The 17,853-nt window shown below is 69.0% G+C and carries 15 protein-coding genes; 11 read left to right on the top strand and 4 right to left on the bottom strand.

Translation table 11 applies throughout. The features are described from left to right. Position 1 precedes the first annotated feature (1 nt). From nuoF to ABD235_RS34490, 10 genes are read left to right on the top strand one after another with little or no spacing between them, the layout of a single operon-like run. Positions 2-1,303, top strand: a complete 1,302-nt coding sequence (nuoF, locus tag ABD235_RS34535) for an NADH-quinone oxidoreductase subunit NuoF (protein WP_344181914.1) — start codon at positions 2-4, stop codon at positions 1,301-1,303. Then, a complete protein-coding gene (locus tag ABD235_RS34530) occupies positions 1,300-3,729 on the top strand; it encodes an NADH-quinone oxidoreductase subunit G (RefSeq protein ID WP_344181912.1) in 2,430 nt (809 codons plus the stop codon). The genes nuoF and ABD235_RS34530 overlap by 4 nt, the downstream gene beginning before the upstream one ends. Beyond that, the gene (gene nuoH / locus ABD235_RS34525) at positions 3,726-5,084 is read left to right on the top strand and encodes an NADH-quinone oxidoreductase subunit NuoH (RefSeq protein ID WP_344181910.1); all 1,359 of its coding nucleotides are present in this window, start codon (positions 3,726-3,728) and stop codon (positions 5,082-5,084) included. Before ABD235_RS34530 ends, nuoH begins: the two co-directional genes overlap by 4 nt. Then, positions 5,077-5,658 (top strand): NADH-quinone oxidoreductase subunit NuoI, encoded by a 582-nt coding sequence (gene nuoI / locus ABD235_RS34520; protein WP_344181908.1) that lies wholly within the window; start codon positions 5,077-5,079, stop codon positions 5,656-5,658. Before nuoH ends, nuoI begins: the two co-directional genes overlap by 8 nt. Then, positions 5,655-6,500 carry an NADH-quinone oxidoreductase subunit J gene (locus ABD235_RS34515; protein WP_425553214.1) on the top strand — a complete coding sequence of 282 codons (846 nt, stop codon included), beginning with the start codon at positions 5,655-5,657 and terminating at the stop codon, positions 6,498-6,500. The genes nuoI and ABD235_RS34515 overlap by 4 nt, the downstream gene beginning before the upstream one ends. Then, a complete protein-coding gene (gene nuoK / locus ABD235_RS34510) occupies positions 6,497-6,796 on the top strand; it encodes an NADH-quinone oxidoreductase subunit NuoK (protein WP_077019076.1) in 300 nt (99 codons plus the stop codon). Before ABD235_RS34515 ends, nuoK begins: the two co-directional genes overlap by 4 nt. A gap of 11 nt (positions 6,797-6,807) precedes the next feature. Then, positions 6,808-8,679 (top strand): NADH-quinone oxidoreductase subunit L, encoded by a 1,872-nt coding sequence (nuoL, locus tag ABD235_RS34505; protein ID WP_344181905.1) that lies wholly within the window; start codon positions 6,808-6,810, stop codon positions 8,677-8,679. Then, positions 8,676-10,199, top strand: coding sequence for an NADH-quinone oxidoreductase subunit M (locus ABD235_RS34500; RefSeq protein WP_344181903.1), 1,524 nt, complete (start codon positions 8,676-8,678; stop codon positions 10,197-10,199). Before nuoL ends, ABD235_RS34500 begins: the two co-directional genes overlap by 4 nt. Next, positions 10,196-11,797, top strand: coding sequence for an NADH-quinone oxidoreductase subunit NuoN (gene nuoN / locus ABD235_RS34495; RefSeq protein WP_344181902.1), 1,602 nt, complete (start codon positions 10,196-10,198; stop codon positions 11,795-11,797). Before ABD235_RS34500 ends, nuoN begins: the two co-directional genes overlap by 4 nt. Then, positions 11,794-12,816, top strand: coding sequence for a polyprenyl synthetase family protein (locus ABD235_RS34490; RefSeq protein ID WP_344181901.1), 1,023 nt, complete (start codon positions 11,794-11,796; stop codon positions 12,814-12,816). Before nuoN ends, ABD235_RS34490 begins: the two co-directional genes overlap by 4 nt. Positions 12,817-12,867: 51 nt before the next feature. Here the strand turns inward: ABD235_RS34490 and ABD235_RS34485 are convergent, their stop codons facing one another. The 3 genes from ABD235_RS34485 to ABD235_RS34475 form a co-directional block, all read right to left on the bottom strand. Next, complete coding sequence (locus ABD235_RS34485; RefSeq protein ID WP_344181900.1) at positions 12,868-13,452, bottom strand: AAA family ATPase; 585 nt, start codon at positions 13,450-13,452, stop codon at positions 12,868-12,870. A gap of 379 nt (positions 13,453-13,831) precedes the next feature. Continuing rightward, positions 13,832-14,293 (bottom strand): cupin domain-containing protein, encoded by a 462-nt coding sequence (locus ABD235_RS34480; RefSeq protein ID WP_344181898.1) that lies wholly within the window; start codon positions 14,291-14,293, stop codon positions 13,832-13,834. Positions 14,294-14,361: 68 nt separating this feature from the next. After that, positions 14,362-14,844: an RrF2 family transcriptional regulator gene (locus tag ABD235_RS34475; RefSeq protein WP_344181896.1), complete on the bottom strand. Its 483-nt coding sequence runs from the start codon at positions 14,842-14,844 to the stop codon at positions 14,362-14,364. A gap of 66 nt (positions 14,845-14,910) precedes the next feature. Here ABD235_RS34475 and ABD235_RS34470 point away from each other — a divergent pair, with 66 nt between their 5' ends. Further along, on the top strand, positions 14,911-15,645 hold the full coding sequence (locus tag ABD235_RS34470) for a DUF899 family protein (protein ID WP_344181894.1): 735 nt from the start codon (positions 14,911-14,913) through the stop codon (positions 15,643-15,645). Positions 15,646-15,716: 71 nt separating this feature from the next. Here the strand turns inward: ABD235_RS34470 and ABD235_RS34465 are convergent, their stop codons facing one another. Further along, positions 15,717-17,786 carry a PhoX family protein gene (locus ABD235_RS34465; protein ID WP_344181892.1) on the bottom strand — a complete coding sequence of 690 codons (2,070 nt, stop codon included), beginning with the start codon at positions 17,784-17,786 and terminating at the stop codon, positions 15,717-15,719. Positions 17,787-17,853: the final 67 nt, after the last annotated feature.

Below are 17,853 nucleotides of genomic sequence, written 5' to 3'. Positions count from 1 at the left end.
CATGCTGACCCCGGTACTGTCCGACAACTGGGACCAGATCCGCGCCTGGCAGCTCTCGTCGTACCAGCGCTCCGGCGGGTACGACGCGTTGCAGACCGCGCTGCGGATGCAGCCGGCCGACGTGGTCACCGCCGTCAAGGACTCCGGTCTGCGCGGCCGTGGCGGCGCGGGCTTCCCGACCGGCATGAAGTGGTCGTTCATCCCGCAGGACAACCCGAAGCCGAAGTACCTGGTCGTCAACGCCGACGAGTCCGAGCCGGGCACCTGCAAGGACATCCCGCTGATGATGGCCTCGCCGCACACGCTGGTCGAGGGCGTCATCATCTCGTCGTACGCGATCCGTGCGTCGACGGCGTTCATCTACGTCCGTGGTGAGGTCCTGCACGTCGTACGGCGGTTGCAGCAGGCCGTCGAGGAAGCCAAGGCCGCCGGTTTCATCGGCACCAACATCCTCGGCAGCGGCTACGACCTGGACGTCATCGTGCACGCCGGCGCCGGCGCCTACATCTGTGGCGAGGAGACGGCGCTGCTCGACTCGCTGGAAGGTCGTCGCGGTCAACCCCGGCTGCGTCCCCCCTTCCCGGCCGTGGCCGGTCTGTACGGCTGCCCCACTGTCATCAACAACGTCGAGTCGATCGCCTCTGTTCCCGCCATCATCAAGAACGGGCCGGACTGGTTCGGCACGATGGGCACCGAGAAGTCCAAGGGCATGACGCTGTACTCGCTGTCCGGCCACGTCACCCGGCCGGGCCAGTACGAGGCGCCGCTCGGCATCACGCTGCGCGAGCTGATCGACCTGGCCGGCGGCGTCCGTGAGGGCCACCAGCTGAAGTTCTGGACCCCGGGCGGCTCGTCCACGCCGCTGCTGACCGCCGAGCACCTCGACGTCCCGCTGGACTACGAGGGCGTCGGCGCGGCCGGCTCGATGCTCGGCACCAAGGCGCTGCAGATCTTCGACGAGACCGTCTGCGTGGTCCGTTCGGTGCTGCGCTGGACCGAGTTCTACAAGCACGAGTCCTGCGGCAAGTGCACGCCGTGCCGTGAGGGCACCTGGTGGCTGGTCCAGATCCTGGAGCGGCTGGAGAAGGGCCAGGGCAGCGAGGCCGACCTCGAGACGCTGCTGGACCTGAGCGAGAACATCACCGGCCGCTCGTTCTGCGCGCTGGCCGACGGTGCGACCGCGCCGATCACCAGCTCGATCCAGCACTTCAAGGACGAGTACCTCGCGCACTTCACCCACGGCGGCTGCCCGTTCGACCCGATGGCGTCCACCGTCTTCGCGACCGCTGGAGCAAGCGCATGACCATCCAAGCCAACCCCCCGTCGGGCGCCGAGGTCGAGAAGGTCGACCTCGTCACCGTGACCATCGACGACATCGAGGTCAAGGTCCCGAAGAACACCCTGCTGATCCGGGCGGCGGAGAAGGCCGGGATCCAGATCCCGCGGTTCTGCGACCACCCGCTGCTCGACCCGGTCGGCGCCTGCCGCCAGTGCCTGGTCGAGATCCCCGACGCCGGCAACGGCCGCGGGATGCCGAAGCCGCAGGCCTCCTGCACGATCACCGTCGCCGACAACATGGTGGTCCGCACGCAGGTGACCTCGCCGGTCGCGGACAAGGCGCAGCACGGGATCATGGAGTTCCTGCTGATCAACCACCCGCTGGACTGTCCGGTCTGCGACAAGGGCGGCGAGTGCCCGCTGCAGAACCAGGCGATGACCAACGGGAACGGCGAGAGCCGCTTCGACGCGGTCAAGCGGACCTTCCCCAAGCCGATCAACATCTCCGCCGAGGTGCTGCTGGACCGCGAGCGCTGCGTGCTCTGCGCCCGCTGCACCCGGTTCTCCGAGCAGATCGCCGGTGACCCGTTCATCGCGCTGATCGAGCGCGGCGCGCTGCAGCAGGTCGGGATCTACGAGAAGGAGCCGTTCGAGAGCTACTTCTCCGGCAACACGATCCAGATCTGCCCGGTCGGCGCGCTGACCTCGGCGGCGTACCGGTTCCGCTCGCGGCCGTTCGACCTGGTGTCGGTGCCGTCGGTGGCCGAGCACGACTCCTCCGGTGCGGCGATCCGGGTCGACTACCGGCGCGGCAAGGTGATGCGGCGGCTGTCCGGCGACGACCCGGCGGTCAACGAGGAGTGGATCTCCGACCGCGACCGGTTCGCGTTCAACTACGCGACCACCGGCGACCGGCTGACCCACCCGCTGATCCGCGAGGACGGCGAGCTGCGGCCGGCGTCCTGGCCGGAGGCGCTGACCTTCGCGGCCGAGAAGCTGACCGCGGCGCGCGGCAACGCCGCCGTCCTGACCGGCGGCCGGCTGACCCTCGAGGACGCCTACGCGTACTCGAAGTTCGCCCGCGTTGCCCTGGGCACCAACGACATCGACTTCCGGGCCCGTCCGCACTCGCCGGAGGAGGCCGACTTCCTGGCCGCCGCGGTGGCCGGTACGGGTCTCGGTACGACGTTCTCCGACCTCGAGCGGGCCGGCGCGGTGCTGCTGGCCGGGTTCGAGCCCGAGGAGGAGGCGCCGACGGTGTTCCTCCGCCTCCGCAAGGGCGTGCGCAACCGCGGCACCAAGGTGTTCACGGTCGCGTCGCTCGCGTCGCGCGGTGTCGAGAAGCTCGACGGTGTCGTGGTCTCGACCACGCCGGGCACCGAAGCCGCCGTACTGGCCGACCTGGGCAACCAGGGCGACACCGGCGCGGCAGCCAAGGCGGCGCTCGGACCGGACGCGGTGATCATCGTCGGCGAGCGGCTCGCGACCGTGCCTGGTGCACTGTCCGCGGCGCTGCGGCTGGCGCTCGACACCGGTGCCCAGCTGGCCTGGATCCCGCGTCGCGCGGGCGACCGGGGCGCGCTCGAGGCTGGTTGCCTGCCGGGCCTGCTGCCCGGTGGCCGGCTGGTCTCCGACGCTCAGGCCCGGGTCGACCTGCAGGCCGCGTGGGGCGTCGAGAACCTGCCGACCGCGGCCGGCCGGGACACCAGCGAGATCCTGGCCGCGGCCGGGTCGCTGCAGGCCCTGGTCGTCGCGGGCGTCGAGATCGACGACCTGCCGGACCCGTCGGCCGCACTGGCCGCGCTCGAGGCCGCGCCGTTCGTGGTCAGCTTCGAGGTCCGCAGCTCGCAGGTCACCGAGCACGCCGACGTGATCTTCCCCGTCGTACCGCCGGCCGAGAAGGACGGCACCTTCGTGAACTGGGAGGGCCGCGAGCGGCCGTTCCCGGTCGTGCTCAAGGTGCCGGCCGCGATGCCGGACGTCCGCGCGCTGGCCGCGCTGGCCCAGGAGATGGACGCCTCGCTCGGGTTCAGCACCCCGGCCGGCGCCAAGCGCGAGTACGACGAGCTCGGCCGCTGGGACGGCGACCGCGCGCAGGAGCCGACGTACCAGGCCGGTCCGTCGCTCGGCGCGTTCGACTCGACCCGCCTGGCGACCTGGCGGATGCTGATCGACGCCAGCCGCAGCAACGACGGTGAGCCGCACCTGGTCGCGACCGCGCGCAAGCCGGTCGCCCGGTTGTCGCTGACGACCGCGCACCGGGTGGGCGTGACCGAGGGCGACGAGCTCGTGGTGAGCACCGACGCCGGCTCGATCCGGCTGCCGGTCGCGATCACCCCGATGACCGACAACGTGGTCTGGCTGCCGACGAACTCGGCCGACTCGCACGTCCGGCGCGCGCTGCACGCCGACCACGGCTCGATCGTGACCATCGCCGGAGGGAACTCATGAGTCTCGTCGTCCCGCTCGCCGCGACGGCCGACGTACCGGACGCCGGATTCGGCAACGACCCCTGGTGGGTCGTCGGCCTGAAGGTGCTGCTGGTCTTCGTCTTCCTGGTCGTGCTCACCCTGTTCAACATCTGGTGGGAACGCCGGGTCGTGGCGCGGATGCAGCACCGGGTCGGCCCGAACGTGCACGGCCCGTTCGGTCTGCTCCAGTCGCTGGCCGACGGTATGAAGCTGATGTTCAAGGAAGACCTGATGCCGAAGGGCGTGGACAAGTTCGTCTACGTCGCGGCGCCGGTGATCGTGTCGATCCCGGCCTTCCTGACCTTCGCGGTGATCCCGTTCGGCCCGACGGTGAAGATCCCGTTCACCGACACCTACACCCGGCTGCAGATCACCGACCTGCCGGTCTCGGTGCTGTACGTGATGGCGATCGCCTCGATCGGCATCTACGGCATCGTGCTCGGCGGCTGGTCGTCCAACTCGACGTACTCGCTGCTCGGTGGTCTGCGCTCCAGCGCCCAGATGATCTCGTACGAGGTCGCGATGGGCCTGGCGCTGGTGACGGTGTTCCTGTTCGCCGGCTCGATGTCCACCTCGGAGATCGTCGCCGCGCAGGGCTCGCACCAGTCGGTCAGCCTGTTCGGCGCCGACATCCCGATCCCGGGCTGGTACGCGTTCCTGCTCTTCCCGTCGTTCGTGATCTACGTGATCTCGATGGTCGGCGAGACGAACCGGGCGCCGTTCGACCTGCCGGAGGCCGAGGGCGAGCTGGTGGCCGGCTTCCTGACCGAGTACTCGTCGATGAAGTACGCGATGTTCTTCCTGGCCGAGTACATCAACATGGCGACCGTGTCCGCGCTGGCCACCACGCTGTTCCTCGGCGGCTACCGCGCACCGTGGCCGATCTCGATCTGGGACGGCGCGAACTCCGGCTACTGGCCGGTGCTGTGGTTCGTCGGCAAGATGATGTGCTTCATCTTCTTCTACATCTGGCTGCGCGGAACGCTGCCGCGACTGCGCTACGACCAGTTCATGAAGCTGGGCTGGAAGATCCTGATCCCGGTCTCGCTGGGCTGGATCGTGCTGGTCGCCACCGTCCGCGCCGTCGGCCGCGAGGTCGACTTCCAGCGCAACTGGCTGCTGCTGGCCGCCGGTGTGGTCGCGCTGATCGCGGTGATCACGATGTTCCTGCCGCAGAAGAAGACCGATCCCGAGCCCGAGGTCGACGACGCCGAGTTCGACGCGTTCGCCGGCGGGTTCCCGGTTCCCCCACCGCTCGTCAACGCTCCGAGCGCAAGCGAGACGGACAGTCGTAGCAAGACTGACAGCCGTAGCAAGGAAGGCAGCCGTGGCTAGCGTCAAAGAATCCCTCTGGGATCCCGTAGCGGGGTTCGGAGTCACCTTCCGGACGATGTTCCGCAAGGTGTTCACCGAGGAGTACCCGTTCGAGAAGAAGCCGACCGCCCCGCGGTTCCACGGCCGGCACCAGCTGAACCGCTGGCCCGACGGCCTGGAGAAGTGCATCGGCTGCGAGCTGTGCGCGTGGGCCTGCCCCGCGGACGCCATCTACGTCGAGGGCGCGGACAACGAAGAGGGCGGGCGGATGTCGCCCGGCGAGCGGTACGGCCGGGTGTACCAGATCAACTACCTGCGCTGCATCCTCTGCGGACTCTGCATCGAGGCGTGCCCGACCCGGGCACTCACGATGACCAACGAGTACGAGCTGGCCGACCGTAGCCGCGAGTCCCTCATCTACGAGAAGAAGGACCTGCTGGCGCCGCTCCTGCCGGGCATGGAGGAGCCGCCGCACGAGATGCAGCTGGGCCGGTCGCAGACCGACTACTACCTGGGCCTGACGGGCTCGGCCGTGGTCCCGGAGAGCGCCTCGAAGCACCCGGACAGCTCGCTGCAGGGCGGTGGCGACCAGTGACCAGTCTCGTCACCGGCGGCCAGGTCGCGTTCTGGATGCTGGCGCCGGTCATGGTGCTGGCCGCGATCGCGATGATCCTGGTCCGCAAGGCGGTGCACTCGGCGTTGCTGCTGGCCACGGTGATGGTCTGCCTGGCCGTCCAGTACGCCGCGCAGGACGCGCCGTTCCTGTTCGCCGTCCAGATCATCGTCTACACCGGCGCCATCCTGATGCTGTTCCTGTTCGTGCTGATGCTGGTCGGTGTCGACGCGTCCGACTCCCTGGTGGAGACGATTCGCGGACAGCGCCTGCTGGCCGGGCTGGCCTTCCTCGGGATCGGCGTGCTGCTGGTCTTCGCGGTCGGCAACGCCGTGTACGGCGACCCGGTCGGCCTGAGCCAGGCCCAGCCGGACGGCAACCCGCACGGGATCGCCCAGCTGCTGTTCGGCAAGTACGTGTTCGCCTTCGAGGTGACCTCGGCGCTGCTGATCACCGCCGCGATGGGCGCGATGATGCTGGCCCACCGCGAGCGGCTGACCCGCAAGAAGACCCAGCGCGACCTCGCCGAGGAGCGGATCCGCAAGTACGCCGACCACGGCGTGCACCCCGGCCCGCTGCCGACGCCGGGTGTGCTCGCCCGGCACAACGCCGTCGACACCCCGGCGCTGCTGCCGGACGGGTCGATCGCGCCGACCTCGGTTTCGCGGGTGCTGCAGGCCCGTGGCACGGTGTTCCCCGAGAACGAGGAGCGCGACGAGATCGACACGGTCCGCCGGATCAGCGAAGGCGACCCCGGTGACCAGGTCCCGTCCGAGCCCGAGAGCACGGACCTGACCGGCTACGGCGAAGGAGACAAGCTGTGAGCACCGAGCCGTACATCATCTTGGCGGCGATCCTTTTCAGCATCGGTGCTCTGGGTGTTCTCGTACGCCGTAACGCCATCGTCGTGTTCATGTGTGTGGAACTGATGCTGAACGCGTGCAACCTGGCGTTCGTCAGCTTCGCCCGCCAGCACGGCAATCTCGACGGCCAGATCGCCGCCTTCTTCGTGATGGTGGTGGCCGCGGCCGAGGTCGTGATCGGCCTGGCGATCATCATGGCCATCTTCCGCACCCGTCGTTCGGCCTCGGTCGACGACGCCAACCTGCTCAAGTACTGAGGTAATCACCGATGAGTCATGAGCTCGCGTGGCTGCTGGTCGCGATCCCAGCGGTGTCGGCGGCGATCCTCCTGCTCGGTGGCAAGGCCACCAACGCCTGGGGACACCTGCTCGGCACCGCGGCGTCGCTGGCCTCCTTCGTCTGCGGTGCTGTCCTGTTCGTCCAGATGCAGGGGCACGGCGCCGAGGAGCGGTCCGAGACGGTCAAGCTGTTCGAGTGGTTCTCGGTGGGCAGCGTGCACGTCGACGTCACCCTGCTGGTGGACCAGCTGTCCATCCTGTTCGTGCTGCTGATCACGGGTGTCGGGTCGCTGATCCACATCTACTCGATCGGCTACATGTCGCACGACCCGCGCCGGCGCCGCTTCTTCGCCTACCTGAACCTGTTCATCGCGGCGATGCTGCTGCTGGTGCTGGCCGCGGACTACCTGCTGGTGTTCGTCGGCTGGGAAGGCGTCGGTCTGGCGTCGTACCTGCTGATCGGGTTCTGGCAGGACCGGCACTCGGCCGCCACCGCCGCCAAGAAGGCGTTCGTGGTGAACCGGGTCGGTGACATCGGCCTCTCGCTCGCGGTGATGAGCATGTGGGCGCTGTTCGGCTCGTCGGCCTTCACCTCGGTGAACTCCGGCGCCGAGGGGATGTCGTCGACCTGGGCCACGCTGGTCGGCCTGATGCTGCTGCTCGCGGCCTGCGGCAAGTCGGCCCAGGTGCCGCTGCAGTCCTGGCTGCTGGACGCGATGGAGGGCCCGACCCCGGTCTCGGCCCTGATCCACGCGGCGACCATGGTCACCGCCGGCGTCTACCTGGTCACCCGCTCGCACGCGATCTTCGAGCAGACCGAGGTCGCCTCGACCGCGGTCGTCATCGTCGGCACCGTGACGGTGCTGGCCGGTGCGATCATCGGGTGCGCCAAGGACGACATCAAGAAGGCGCTGGCCGGTTCGACGATGAGCCAGATCGGCTACATGATGCTCGCCGCGGGCCTCGGCCCGGCGGGCTACGTGTTCGCGATCTTCCACCTGATCACCCACGGCTTCTTCAAGGCCAACATGTTCCTCGGCGCCGGCTCGGTGATGCACGGCATGAACGACGACGTGAACATGCGCCACTACGGCGCCCTGCGGACGTCGATGAAGATCACCTTCGCGACCTTCCTGATGGGCTACCTGGCGATCATCGGGTTCCCGGGCTTCGCCGGCTTCTGGAGCAAGGACAAGATCATCGAGGCCGCCTTCGCGGACAACTTCGTGATCGGGTTGTGCGCCCTGCTGGCGGCCGGCATCACCGCGTTCTACATGACCCGGCTGATGATGATGACCTTCTTCGGCAAGAAGCGCTGGGCCGAGGACGTGCACCCGCACGAGTCGCCCAAGTCGATGACGGTCCCGCTGATCGTGCTGGCGTTCCTGTCGATCTTCGGCGGCGCGCTGTACTTCCTCGGCGACTGGATCGTGCACTGGCTGGAGCCGGTGGTCGGGCACGAGGAGCACCACCCGCCGGTCAGCGCGCTGGTGATGACGCTGATCACGGTCGTCGTGGTTCTCGTCGGCGCCACCGTCGGGTACCTGCGCTACCGCCAGGAGATCCCGCGCGAGGCGCCGGTCAAGGTCTCGCCGGTCACCACGTTCGCCCGCCGTGACCTGTACGGCGACGCGCTCAACGAGGCGGTCCTGATGCGTCCGGGCCAGTACCTCACCCGGACGCTGGTCTGGCTGGACAACCGGGGCGTGGACGGCTCGGTGAACGGCCTGGCCGCACTCTTCGGCGGTCTGTCCGGCCGGCTCCGCCGGTTCCAGACGGGCTTCGTCCGTTCGTACGCACTCAGCATGGTCTTCGGCGCCGCTCTCGTGGTCGTCGCCCTCCTCGCGGTGAGGTTGTCGTGAACATCGGTTGGCTGACGTATCTGTTGCTCCTGCCTCTCGTGGGAGCCCTGGTCACCTTGGCGGTGCCCAAGGCGAAGGCCCTGCTGGCCAAGCAGGTCTCGCTGGTCTTCTCGCTGCTCACGCTGGTGCTCACCCTGGTGATTGCCGTCGGCTACCACCAGAACGGTGCGGCGGACTACGAGGAGACCCACACCTGGATCGGGGCCTTCGGCGCGCACTTCGCGCTCGGCCTGGACGGGGTCGGCCTGGTGCTGCTGGTGCTCACCGCGCTGCTCACCCCGATCGTCCAGCTGGCCTCCTGGAACGACGCGAAGACCGGTCGCTGGAGCGAGAAGTCCTTCTTCGTCTGGCTGCTGGTGCTCGAGGCGCTGTCGCTGGGGGTCTTCGCCGCCACCGACGTGTTCCTGTTCTACGTGCTGTTCGAGGCCACGCTGATCCCGATGTACTTCCTGATCGGTGGCTTCGGCGGCGCGCAGCGCTCGTACGCCGCGGTGAAGTTCCTGCTCTACTCGCTGCTCGGCGGGCTGCTGATGCTGGCCTCGGTGATCGGCCTGTACGTCGTCTCGGCCAAGGCCGGCGACCCGTCGTACCTGCTGACCGACATGATCAAGCTGGACATGTCGCAGAACACCGAGCGCTGGCTGTTCCTCGGCTTCTTCTTCGCCTTCGCGGTGAAGGCGCCGATGGTGCCGTTCCACACCTGGCTGCCGGACGCCGCCGCCGAGGCGACGCCGGGCACCTCGGTGCTGCTGGTCGGCATCCTGGACAAGATCGGCACCTTCGGGATGATCCGGTTCTGCCTGGGCCTGTTCCCGGAGGCCTCGAAGTGGGCCACCCCGGTGGTCCTGGTGCTCGCGCTGATCAGCGTCCTGTACGGCGCGCTGGTGGCGATCGGGCAGACCGACATCAAGCGGCTGATCGCCTACACCTCGATCTCGCACTTCGGCTTCATCGTGATGGGCATCTTCGCGCTCACCTCGCAGGGGCTGACCGGGTCGACGCTCTACATGTTCAACCACGGCCTGTCGACGGCGGCGCTGTTCCTGGTCGCCGGGTACCTGATCTCGCGCCGCGGTTCGGCCCGGATCGCCGACTACGGCGGCGTCGAGAAGGTCGCGCCGGTGCTGGCCGGGACGTTCCTGTTCGCCGGCCTGTCCAGCCTCGCGCTGCCGGGTCTGTCGCCGTTCATCAGCGAGTTCATGGTGCTGGCCGGGACGTTCAGCAAGCACAAGGTGATCGCCGTGATCGCGGTGGTCGGTATCGTGCTGGCCGCGCTCTACATCCTGATCATGTACCAGCGCCTGATGACCGGGCCGGTCCGCGACGGGATCGAGAAGCTGAAGGACCTGAACTTCCGCGAGGTGTTCGCGATCGCCCCGCTGGTGCTGCTGATCGTCGGCTTCGGGATCTACCCCAAGCCGGTGGTCGACATCATCAAGCCGGCGGTGGAGTCGACGATGCAGATCGTGGGCGTCACCGACAGGGCCCCTGAGATCCCCGTGACGGAGGGACAGAAGTGAGTGCAGTGCTGACGGCGCAGGTTCTGCCGCTGGCGGACTTCGTCGCGCCGAAGATCGAGTACAACGAGCTGATGCCGTTGTTCGTCGTCTTCGGGGCGGCCTGCCTCGGCGTACTCGCCGAGGCGTTCCTCCCGCGCGCCTGGCGTCACCTGGTCCAGGTCGCGATCGCGATCGTCGGCGTGGTGGTGGCCGGCGTGCTGACCGTGCTGCTGATGGCCGACGAGAAGGAGCTGATCGCGGCGCAGGGTGCGATCTCGGTGGACGGCCCCGCGCTGTACACCTGGGTGATCCTGCTCGCGCTGACGCTGATCAGCCTGCTGCTGTTCGCCGAGCGCTCGGTCGACGGAGGCCTGTCGGCGTTCGCCGGCCAGGCGGCCGCCGTACCGGGCAGTGAGGCCGAGCGCGAGGGCACCGCGGCCAAGGTCGAGCACAGCGAGGTCTTCCCGCTGACGATGTTCGCGATCGGCGGCATGATGCTGTTCGCGTCGGCCAACGACCTGCTGGTGCTGTTCGTCGCGCTCGAGGTCTTCTCGCTGCCGCTGTACCTGCTCTGCGGTCTGGCCCGGCGTCGCCGGCTCATCTCGCAGGAAGCGGCGATGAAGTACTTCCTGCTCGGCGCGTTCGCCTCGGCGTTCCTGCTGTTCGGCATCGCCCTGCTCTACGGGTACGCCGGCACCATGTCGCTCGGCGGCATCGCCGACGCGCTGGCCACCCAGACCGGTGGCGACGCGATCCTGCTGGCCGGGACCGGTCTGCTCGGGGTCGGCCTGCTGTTCAAGGTCGGCGCCGTGCCGTTCCACTCGTGGACCCCGGACGTCTACCAGGGCGCGCCGACGCCGGTCACCGGGTTCATGGCGGCCTGCACCAAGATCGCCGCGTTCATCGGGCTGATGCGGGTCTTCTACGTCGCGCTCGGCGGAACGCGCTGGGACTGGGCACCGATGATGTGGATCGTCGCGATCCTCACCATGGTGGTCGGTTCGATCGTCGCGATCACCCAGACCGACGTGAAGCGGATGCTGGCCTACTCCTCGATCGCGCACGCGGGCTTCCTGCTGACCGCGTTCATCGGGCTGGCCCAGGCCGGCAGCGGCGTGCTGAACGGGATCACCTCGACCCAGGCGGTGCTGTTCTACCTGGTCACCTACGGCTTCCCGACCATCGGCGCGTTCGCCGTCGTCACGCTGGTGCGCGACGCCGGCGGCGAGGCGACCCACCTGTCGCGGTGGGCGGGGCTGGGCAAGAAGTCGCCGCTGCTCGGCGGCATCTTCGCCTTCTTCCTGCTGTCGTTCGCCGGCATCCCGCTGACCGCGGGCTTCACCGGCAAGTGGGCCGTGTTCACCGCGGCCTGGACCGGTGGCGCGTGGCCGCTGGTCGTGATCGCCGTGCTCTGCAGCCTGGTCGCCGCGTTCTTCTACGTCCGCGTGATCGTGCTGATGTTCTTCTCCGACCTGCCGGACGACGCTCCGGACGTGGTGCTGCCCGGGTGGCAGACCACGACCGCCGTCGCCCTGGGTCTCGCCGCCACGGTGGTGCTCGGTCTGGTTCCCGGACCGATGCTCGACCTGGCGGCCCGTGCGGGTGAGTTCATCCGTTGAGTCCGACCCCGCTGCCGGCCGAGAGCCTGGGATTCGCGTTCGCCGACGAGGCGCTCGAGTCCCGGGTTCGTGCCGGGCTGGAACGGGTCGAGCAGGCGCTGCGCGACTCCACCCAGTCCGAGGCGCCGTTCGTCACCCAGGCCGCCCAGCACGTGATGGTTGCCGGGGGCAAGAGGTTCCGGCCGTTGCTGGTCCTGCTGGCCGCGGAGTTCGGGCCCCGGCCCGACGCGACCGAGGTGGTCGACTCGGCCGTCGTGGTCGAGCTGACCCACGTCGCGACGCTGCACCACGACGACGTGATGGACGAGGCCGCGCTGCGGCGCGGCGCGTCCACCGCGAACGCCGCGTGGGACAACTCGGTCGCGATCCTGGCCGGGGACTGGTTGTTCGCCCGGGCGTCTGACCTGGTCGCTTCGCTCGGGCCGGAGGCGGTCCGGATCCAGGCCCGGACGTTCGGCCGCTTGGTCGAGGGGCAGATCCGGGAGACGCTCGGCGTCGGCGAAGGACAGGACCCGCTGGCGCACTACCTGTCGGTCGTCGCCGACAAGACCGGCTCGCTGATCGCGACGTCGGCCCTCTTCGGAGCCCGGTTCGCCGGCGCGTCCGAGGAGATCCAGGAGACCCTGCGTGCGTTCGGCGAGGAGATCGGCGCGGCCTTCCAGCTGGCCGACGACATCCTCGACGTCACCTCGGAGTCCGGTCAGTCCGGCAAGACGCCCGGTACGGACCTGCGCGAGGGCGTGCCCACGCTCCCGGTGCTGATCTTCGAGGCGCAGGCCGACCCGTCCAACCCCGAGGACGCCCGCCTGACGGAGCTGCTGGCCGCCGACCTCACCGACGACGCCCGCCTGGCCGAGGCCCTGGCCGCGCTCCGGGCCCACCCGGCGCTGCAGCAGGCCGAGGACGACGTACGCCGTCGCGCCGACGAAGCCCGCAAGCTCCTGGCCGCCCTCCCCGAAGGCATCGCCCGCGAAGCCCTCGAGTCCCTCTGCGACCTGGTCGTCACCCGCTCGGTCTGAGCGGGCGACGGCCTGCGCGGATGACGTGAGCTTCCTCGAAGCGGCGCCGGGTCAGAAGTTCGCTTCGGGTTGGTGGAACACGATCTCCTCGACCTGATTGGCCTGCCCCCGGCTGAGCACCACGGCGCTCACCGCGCCCGGCACCACCAGTCCGGGATCCTCGGCGGCCTGCTTGACCAGCTCCGGCCAACGCCTGCTGTGGTTGGCCATGCTGGCCTCGCGGACCACTCGGTTGCGGTCCTCCTGTCCGCGTCGGGCCACCTCCTCCGGTACGTCGAGCATGATCAGGTGGACCGGCAACCCCGCCGTCCGCGCCGCCCATCCGATCAGCCGCCGCGCCACCGGCCGGGTCGCGCAGTCGTGGATGACCAGCGGGCCACCGCGCCGGATCGCCCGGACCACGCGTACGTAGCACGTGAGGTGCACGAGCGGCCGCCACACGCCGTACGGCAAGCCTCCGAGCATCGGCCGCCACTCGTCGCGCGTGGTCGCGGAATCCAGCACGGTCACGTTGCTGCCGGGTGGAAACACCCGCCGCAGCAACGTGCTCTTCCCGGCCCCGGGAATCCCGGCCAGCACCACCACCGACTCCGCCGGGTAGGACAGCACCCCGGTCGCCACCGCCGTACCAGCCATCGCGTCTCCCATCGCCGCTTTGCACGATGGTGACGCACCGTACTGAGAACTTCCTTGGAATCCACTGAGAGCAACTTTCGCCCTACCGACAACCCGCGGCCCACCGCCGCCGGCTCGGCGCCCGTATCCAACCGCCGTCCGCTCGGCCGCCAAGTGCCCGCCCCGATACCCCGACACCCCGACACCAAGGTGACTTTGTGCGCCACTCAGCCACAGAATGCCGCCTGCGACGGCTGAGTGGTGCTCAAAGTGGTGTTTGGGTGAGGTGGGGGCTCGGTGTGGGGCGCGGAGTTGGCGGTAGGCGTTGCGGGATTGGTCGTGGCCGGTTCGTTCGGCGAGGCCGTTCGCGGGCTGGGCGAACGGTTCTCGTGCTGTTGATCTACCGGCCGATCCAGGTCGGGCTCTCGACGTAGTGGTTGTCGTAGGTGTCGGAGGTGGTGGCCAGGACGGCGGGGTCGGTGTCGCCGCGGTAGACGCCTTCGAGCAGGCGGTAGTAGTCGAAGCGGGGCTTGGCGTGGGTGAGGACGAACAGGACCTCGGCGGTCGAGTCGCCGGCGGCTTCGAAGGCGTGCGGGGTGCCGGGCGGGACGACCAGGAAGTCGCCCGCGTGCAGGGTGGTGAGGGTTTCGCCGGTGAGGACGCGGAGGTTGCCGGTGAGGACGTAGAAGAGTTCGGAGGCCTCGCGGTGCAGGTGCGGGGGAGCGCCTTCCTTGCCGGGCTGGAAGATCGAGCGGTGGCTGGTCAGGTGGCCGTTGGTGGCCGGGGTGTCGGCGAGCAGCGTCACTCCGCTGGCGGCGAGGACCTCGGCGTCGGTGGCGCGGACGAGAATCGGTGCAGACATGGTCGGACTCCTAAACTAGATGATCAATATCCAGAATCAAGGGATGGGCTAAGGGGAGTGGGCACAGCTCAGGACTTGAGGTTGGCGAACCAGGCGCGGGTGCTCTCCGGGGTCTGCGGGAAGGACCGCTCGACGTCGGCGACGAGGTCGGCGATCGTGCGGGCCGCCAGTTCGCGGCGGTAGACGAGCTCGGCGCGGCGCATCGAGCCGGCGACCAGGCAGGTCTTGCGGTAGTCGACCTTCGGGTCGGCGCCCGGGCCGGCCTTCAGGATCTCGGTGCACCGGAAGGCGTCCTCCGGACCGTCGATCGCGACGACGACGTCCAGCAAGGTGATGTCCTCCGGTCGCCTGGCCAGCTGGAAGCCGCCCTTCGGCCCCGACGTCGACGACATGATGCCGGCCCGGGAGAGCGCCTGGAGCTGCTTGTTCAGGTACGCCGTGGGGAGTTCGTAGAAGGCGGCGAGCTTCTTCGCGGTGACGGTCTCACCGGGGATCCAGCACAGGTTCACGCAACTGTGCAGGGCCCACTCGACGCCCTCGTTCATCTTCATAACCTAGATCCTAAATGTCCAGAATAGAGGTGTCAAGATCGCTCCACGGCCTCCGACGTACCCGACATGAACGCACAGACGAGGTTTCCGCGGGTGGTCGACCGGGCCACCTTCCAGGCGCAGATCGACGAGCTGCGGGTGCGCGAGAAGGCGCATGCGCGCGAAGGCGATGCCATCGCCGCCGCGCGACGGCGGTTGCCGATGGTGGAGGTCGACGCGGGGCTGGAGCTGACCGGCCCCGACGGTCCGACCACGCTGCTCGACGCTTTCGAGGGCCGCAGCCAGCTGATCGCGTACTACTTCATGTGGCACCCCGGCCATCCCGCGTCCGAGCAGTGCGAAGGCTGCACGTGGTGCACGACGCACGTCGCGGAGCTGTCCTACCTGCACTCGCGCGACATCACGTTCGCCGTCTTCGCGCAGGGCCCGTACGCCGAGAGCCGGCGCTACCGCGACTTCATGGGCTGGACGATGCCCTGGTACTCCGCCGACCCGTCGAAGGCCGAGCTGCTGGTCGGCCGGACCGTCGGGATGATGCACCTGGTCTGCTACGTCCGCGACGGTGACCGGGTCTTCGAGACCTGGTGGACCACTCAGCGGGGCGTCGAGGTGATGGACAACAGCTACTCGCTGATGGATCTCACCGTGTACGGCCGGCAGGAGCCGCACGAGGACTCGCCCGAGGGTTGGCCGCAGGGCTGGGGCGGCGAGGACGCCCCAGCCCTTCATCGGGTCAACGGCCGCCCGACCGCCCAGTGGTCGCGCTTGGAGGCTGGGCGGTCGGACGATCTGGTGGACTGACTCGTTGCCTTCGGCAACCTCGTACCAAGAAAGAGAAAGCGAGGTGGCGAGCAGCAAGCTCCGACGGGACGTCAGCTGCCGACGCGGCCGTTGTCCTTGCGCCAGACGCAGGAGATCGCGGGGCGCGGGTAGTCGTGGGTGTGCGGCCAGGTCGACGTCGGCTGCTCGAAGGTCGCGCCGTCGGTCTCGCCCGGGTGCTGTACGGCGACGAACGCGGTCCTGTCGTCCTCGCTGATCAGCGGGCCGCAGGCCTCCGCGGCGAACGGTACGGACAGGAACTGCTTGACCTGGCCGCGCTTCGGGCCGGCCACCGGGACGGTGAAGATGCCGTCGTTGGAGCCGAGCACGTTGCCGTCGGTGGAGATCCACAGGTTGCCCGACCCGTCGAACGAGACGTTGTCGGGGCAGGAGATCGGGCTGACCTTCGACTTGTCGTAGCCGCCGAAGTAGGTCTCCTGCGCGGCCGGGTCGCCGCACACCAGGAACAGGGTCCAGAAGAACCCGGTCTTGGCCGCGTCGTCGCCCTCCTCGGTGAGCTCGAGCACGTACCCGTTGCGGTTGCCGGCCTGCTCGACCAGCGGGCCGCCGAGCGTCGCGCGGGTGTGCGACTTGGCCAGCGGGTTCGCCTCGTCGACGGGGAAGGTGCCGCCGCGGTTGGAGTTGTTGGTCAGCGCGGCGTACACGCGGCCGTTGACCGGGTTGCGCTCGATGTCCTCGGGCCGGTCCATCCGGGTGGCGCCCACCTTGTCGGCGGCCAGGCGGACGTCGATCAGTACGTCGGCGACGCTCATCCCGTCGACGAACGACTTCTTGTCGGTGGTCAGCGCGATCCACCGGCCGGTGCCGTCGTACAGGCCGTCCTCGGCGCCGTCGCCGGTGAACTTGGCGACGTACAAGGTGCCCTCGTCCAGCAGGCCGACGTTGCGCTTGCGGTTGTCCGGGTCGTACTTCCCGGTGGAGACGAACTTGTACACGTACTCGCCCCGCTCGTCGTCACCCAGGTAGACCGCGATCCGGCCGTCGGCGGTGAGCGTGGTGGTGGCGCCCTCGTGCTTCATCCGGCCGAGCATGGTCAGCTTGCGCGGCGTGGCCTTCGGCTCGTACGGGTCGACCTCGACGATCCAGCCGGTGCGGAACGCCTCGGTCGGGTTCTTGCTCAGGTCGAAGCGCGGGTCGACGATGCTCCACTCCCGGGCCGACTTGGTGACCGTCGTCGGTACGCCGTACCGCTTGTAGCTGGTGCTGTACTGCGCGGGAACGGTGCCGCTGACGTCGAAGTACCCGTTGAAGTTCTCCTCGCCGGACAGGATCGTCCCCCACGGGGTGACCCCGCCGGCGCAGTTGCCGAAGGTGCCGTAGGCAACCTTTCCGACGCGGGCGTCGGCGGCGGCCGGGCCGGAGACGTCGAACTTGGTGGTGGCGGTGATCCGGCGGTTGTAGCGGCTGCCCTGCTTGTCGCGGCGCCACTGGCCGCTGCGGCCGACGCGCTCGATCTGGACCACCGACATGCCGTGCGCGGCCAGGCCGATCTTCGCGACCGTCTTCGCGTCGTACTTGCCGGTCGGCAGCATCAGGTTCTCGTCGGTGTACTCGTGGTTGCAGACGAGCAGCGCCTTCCGCTCGTCGCGCAGCGGCACGATCATCGTGTAGTCGTTGTTGTAGCCGAACTGCTTGGCCTGTGCCTCGGGCGTCTGCCGGTTCACGTCGAAGCGCGGCGCGCCGTACTCGACCGGGTCGCCCCACGCGATCACGACGGCCTGCTCGTAGCCCTTCGGCACGACGACGTCGTCCTTGCGGTTCGGCGGTACGACGCTGTGCGTCAGCTCACCCTGCGGACCACCGAAGCCGGGGAACGCGCCGTTGCCGCGGCCACCGCTCGCGGCCGTCGACAGGTCGGCCGCGGCGGGCATGTTCGCGGCCAGCGTGGCGACACCGGCTACCGCGGCACCCGCGGCACCGGCCTTCAGCATGTTGCGCCGGGAGAACGCGGTCTGCAGGACGGTCTGGAAGTGCTCGTTGCCGGAGGTGTTCGGCTCGGGGTGGTCGCACTGGTTGGCGCACTTCAGTTCACAGGTGCGGAACGACCGCGACCCGTGGCGGGTGCCGAGCTGACTGATCAACGGCAGGAACTTGGGACTCACGTCGGACTCTCCGGTGCTCGCAGGAAGATTCGGCGGTCGCCGCGAGGCTAGGGATCCGAAGCGGAAG

It is taken from the genome of Kribbella lupini, assembly GCF_039529595.1.
Lineage (GTDB): Bacteria > Actinomycetota > Actinomycetes > Propionibacteriales > Kribbellaceae > Kribbella > Kribbella lupini.
The sequence above is the reverse complement of the archived record's forward strand: the minus strand, read 5'-3'. Positions and strand labels throughout refer to the sequence as shown.

Coding starts and splice junctions, on each gene's coding strand:
- ABD235_RS34530 (WP_344181912.1), top strand. CDS start 1,300: ATGACCATCCAAGCCAACCCCCCGTCGGGCGCCGAGGTCGAGAAGGTC.
- nuoL (WP_344181905.1), top strand. CDS start 6,808: ATGAGTCATGAGCTCGCGTGGCTGCTGGTCGCGATCCCAGCGGTGTCG.
- ABD235_RS34470 (WP_344181894.1), top strand. CDS start 14,911: ATGAACGCACAGACGAGGTTTCCGCGGGTGGTCGACCGGGCCACCTTC.
- nuoH (WP_344181910.1), top strand. CDS start 3,726: ATGAGTCTCGTCGTCCCGCTCGCCGCGACGGCCGACGTACCGGACGCC.
- ABD235_RS34485 (WP_344181900.1), bottom strand. CDS start 13,452: ATGGCTGGTACGGCGGTGGCGACCGGGGTGCTGTCCTACCCGGCGGAG.
- ABD235_RS34475 (WP_344181896.1), bottom strand. CDS start 14,844: ATGAAGATGAACGAGGGCGTCGAGTGGGCCCTGCACAGTTGCGTGAAC.
- ABD235_RS34480 (WP_344181898.1), bottom strand. CDS start 14,293: ATGTCTGCACCGATTCTCGTCCGCGCCACCGACGCCGAGGTCCTCGCC.
- nuoF (WP_344181914.1), top strand. CDS start 2: ATGCTGACCCCGGTACTGTCCGACAACTGGGACCAGATCCGCGCCTGG.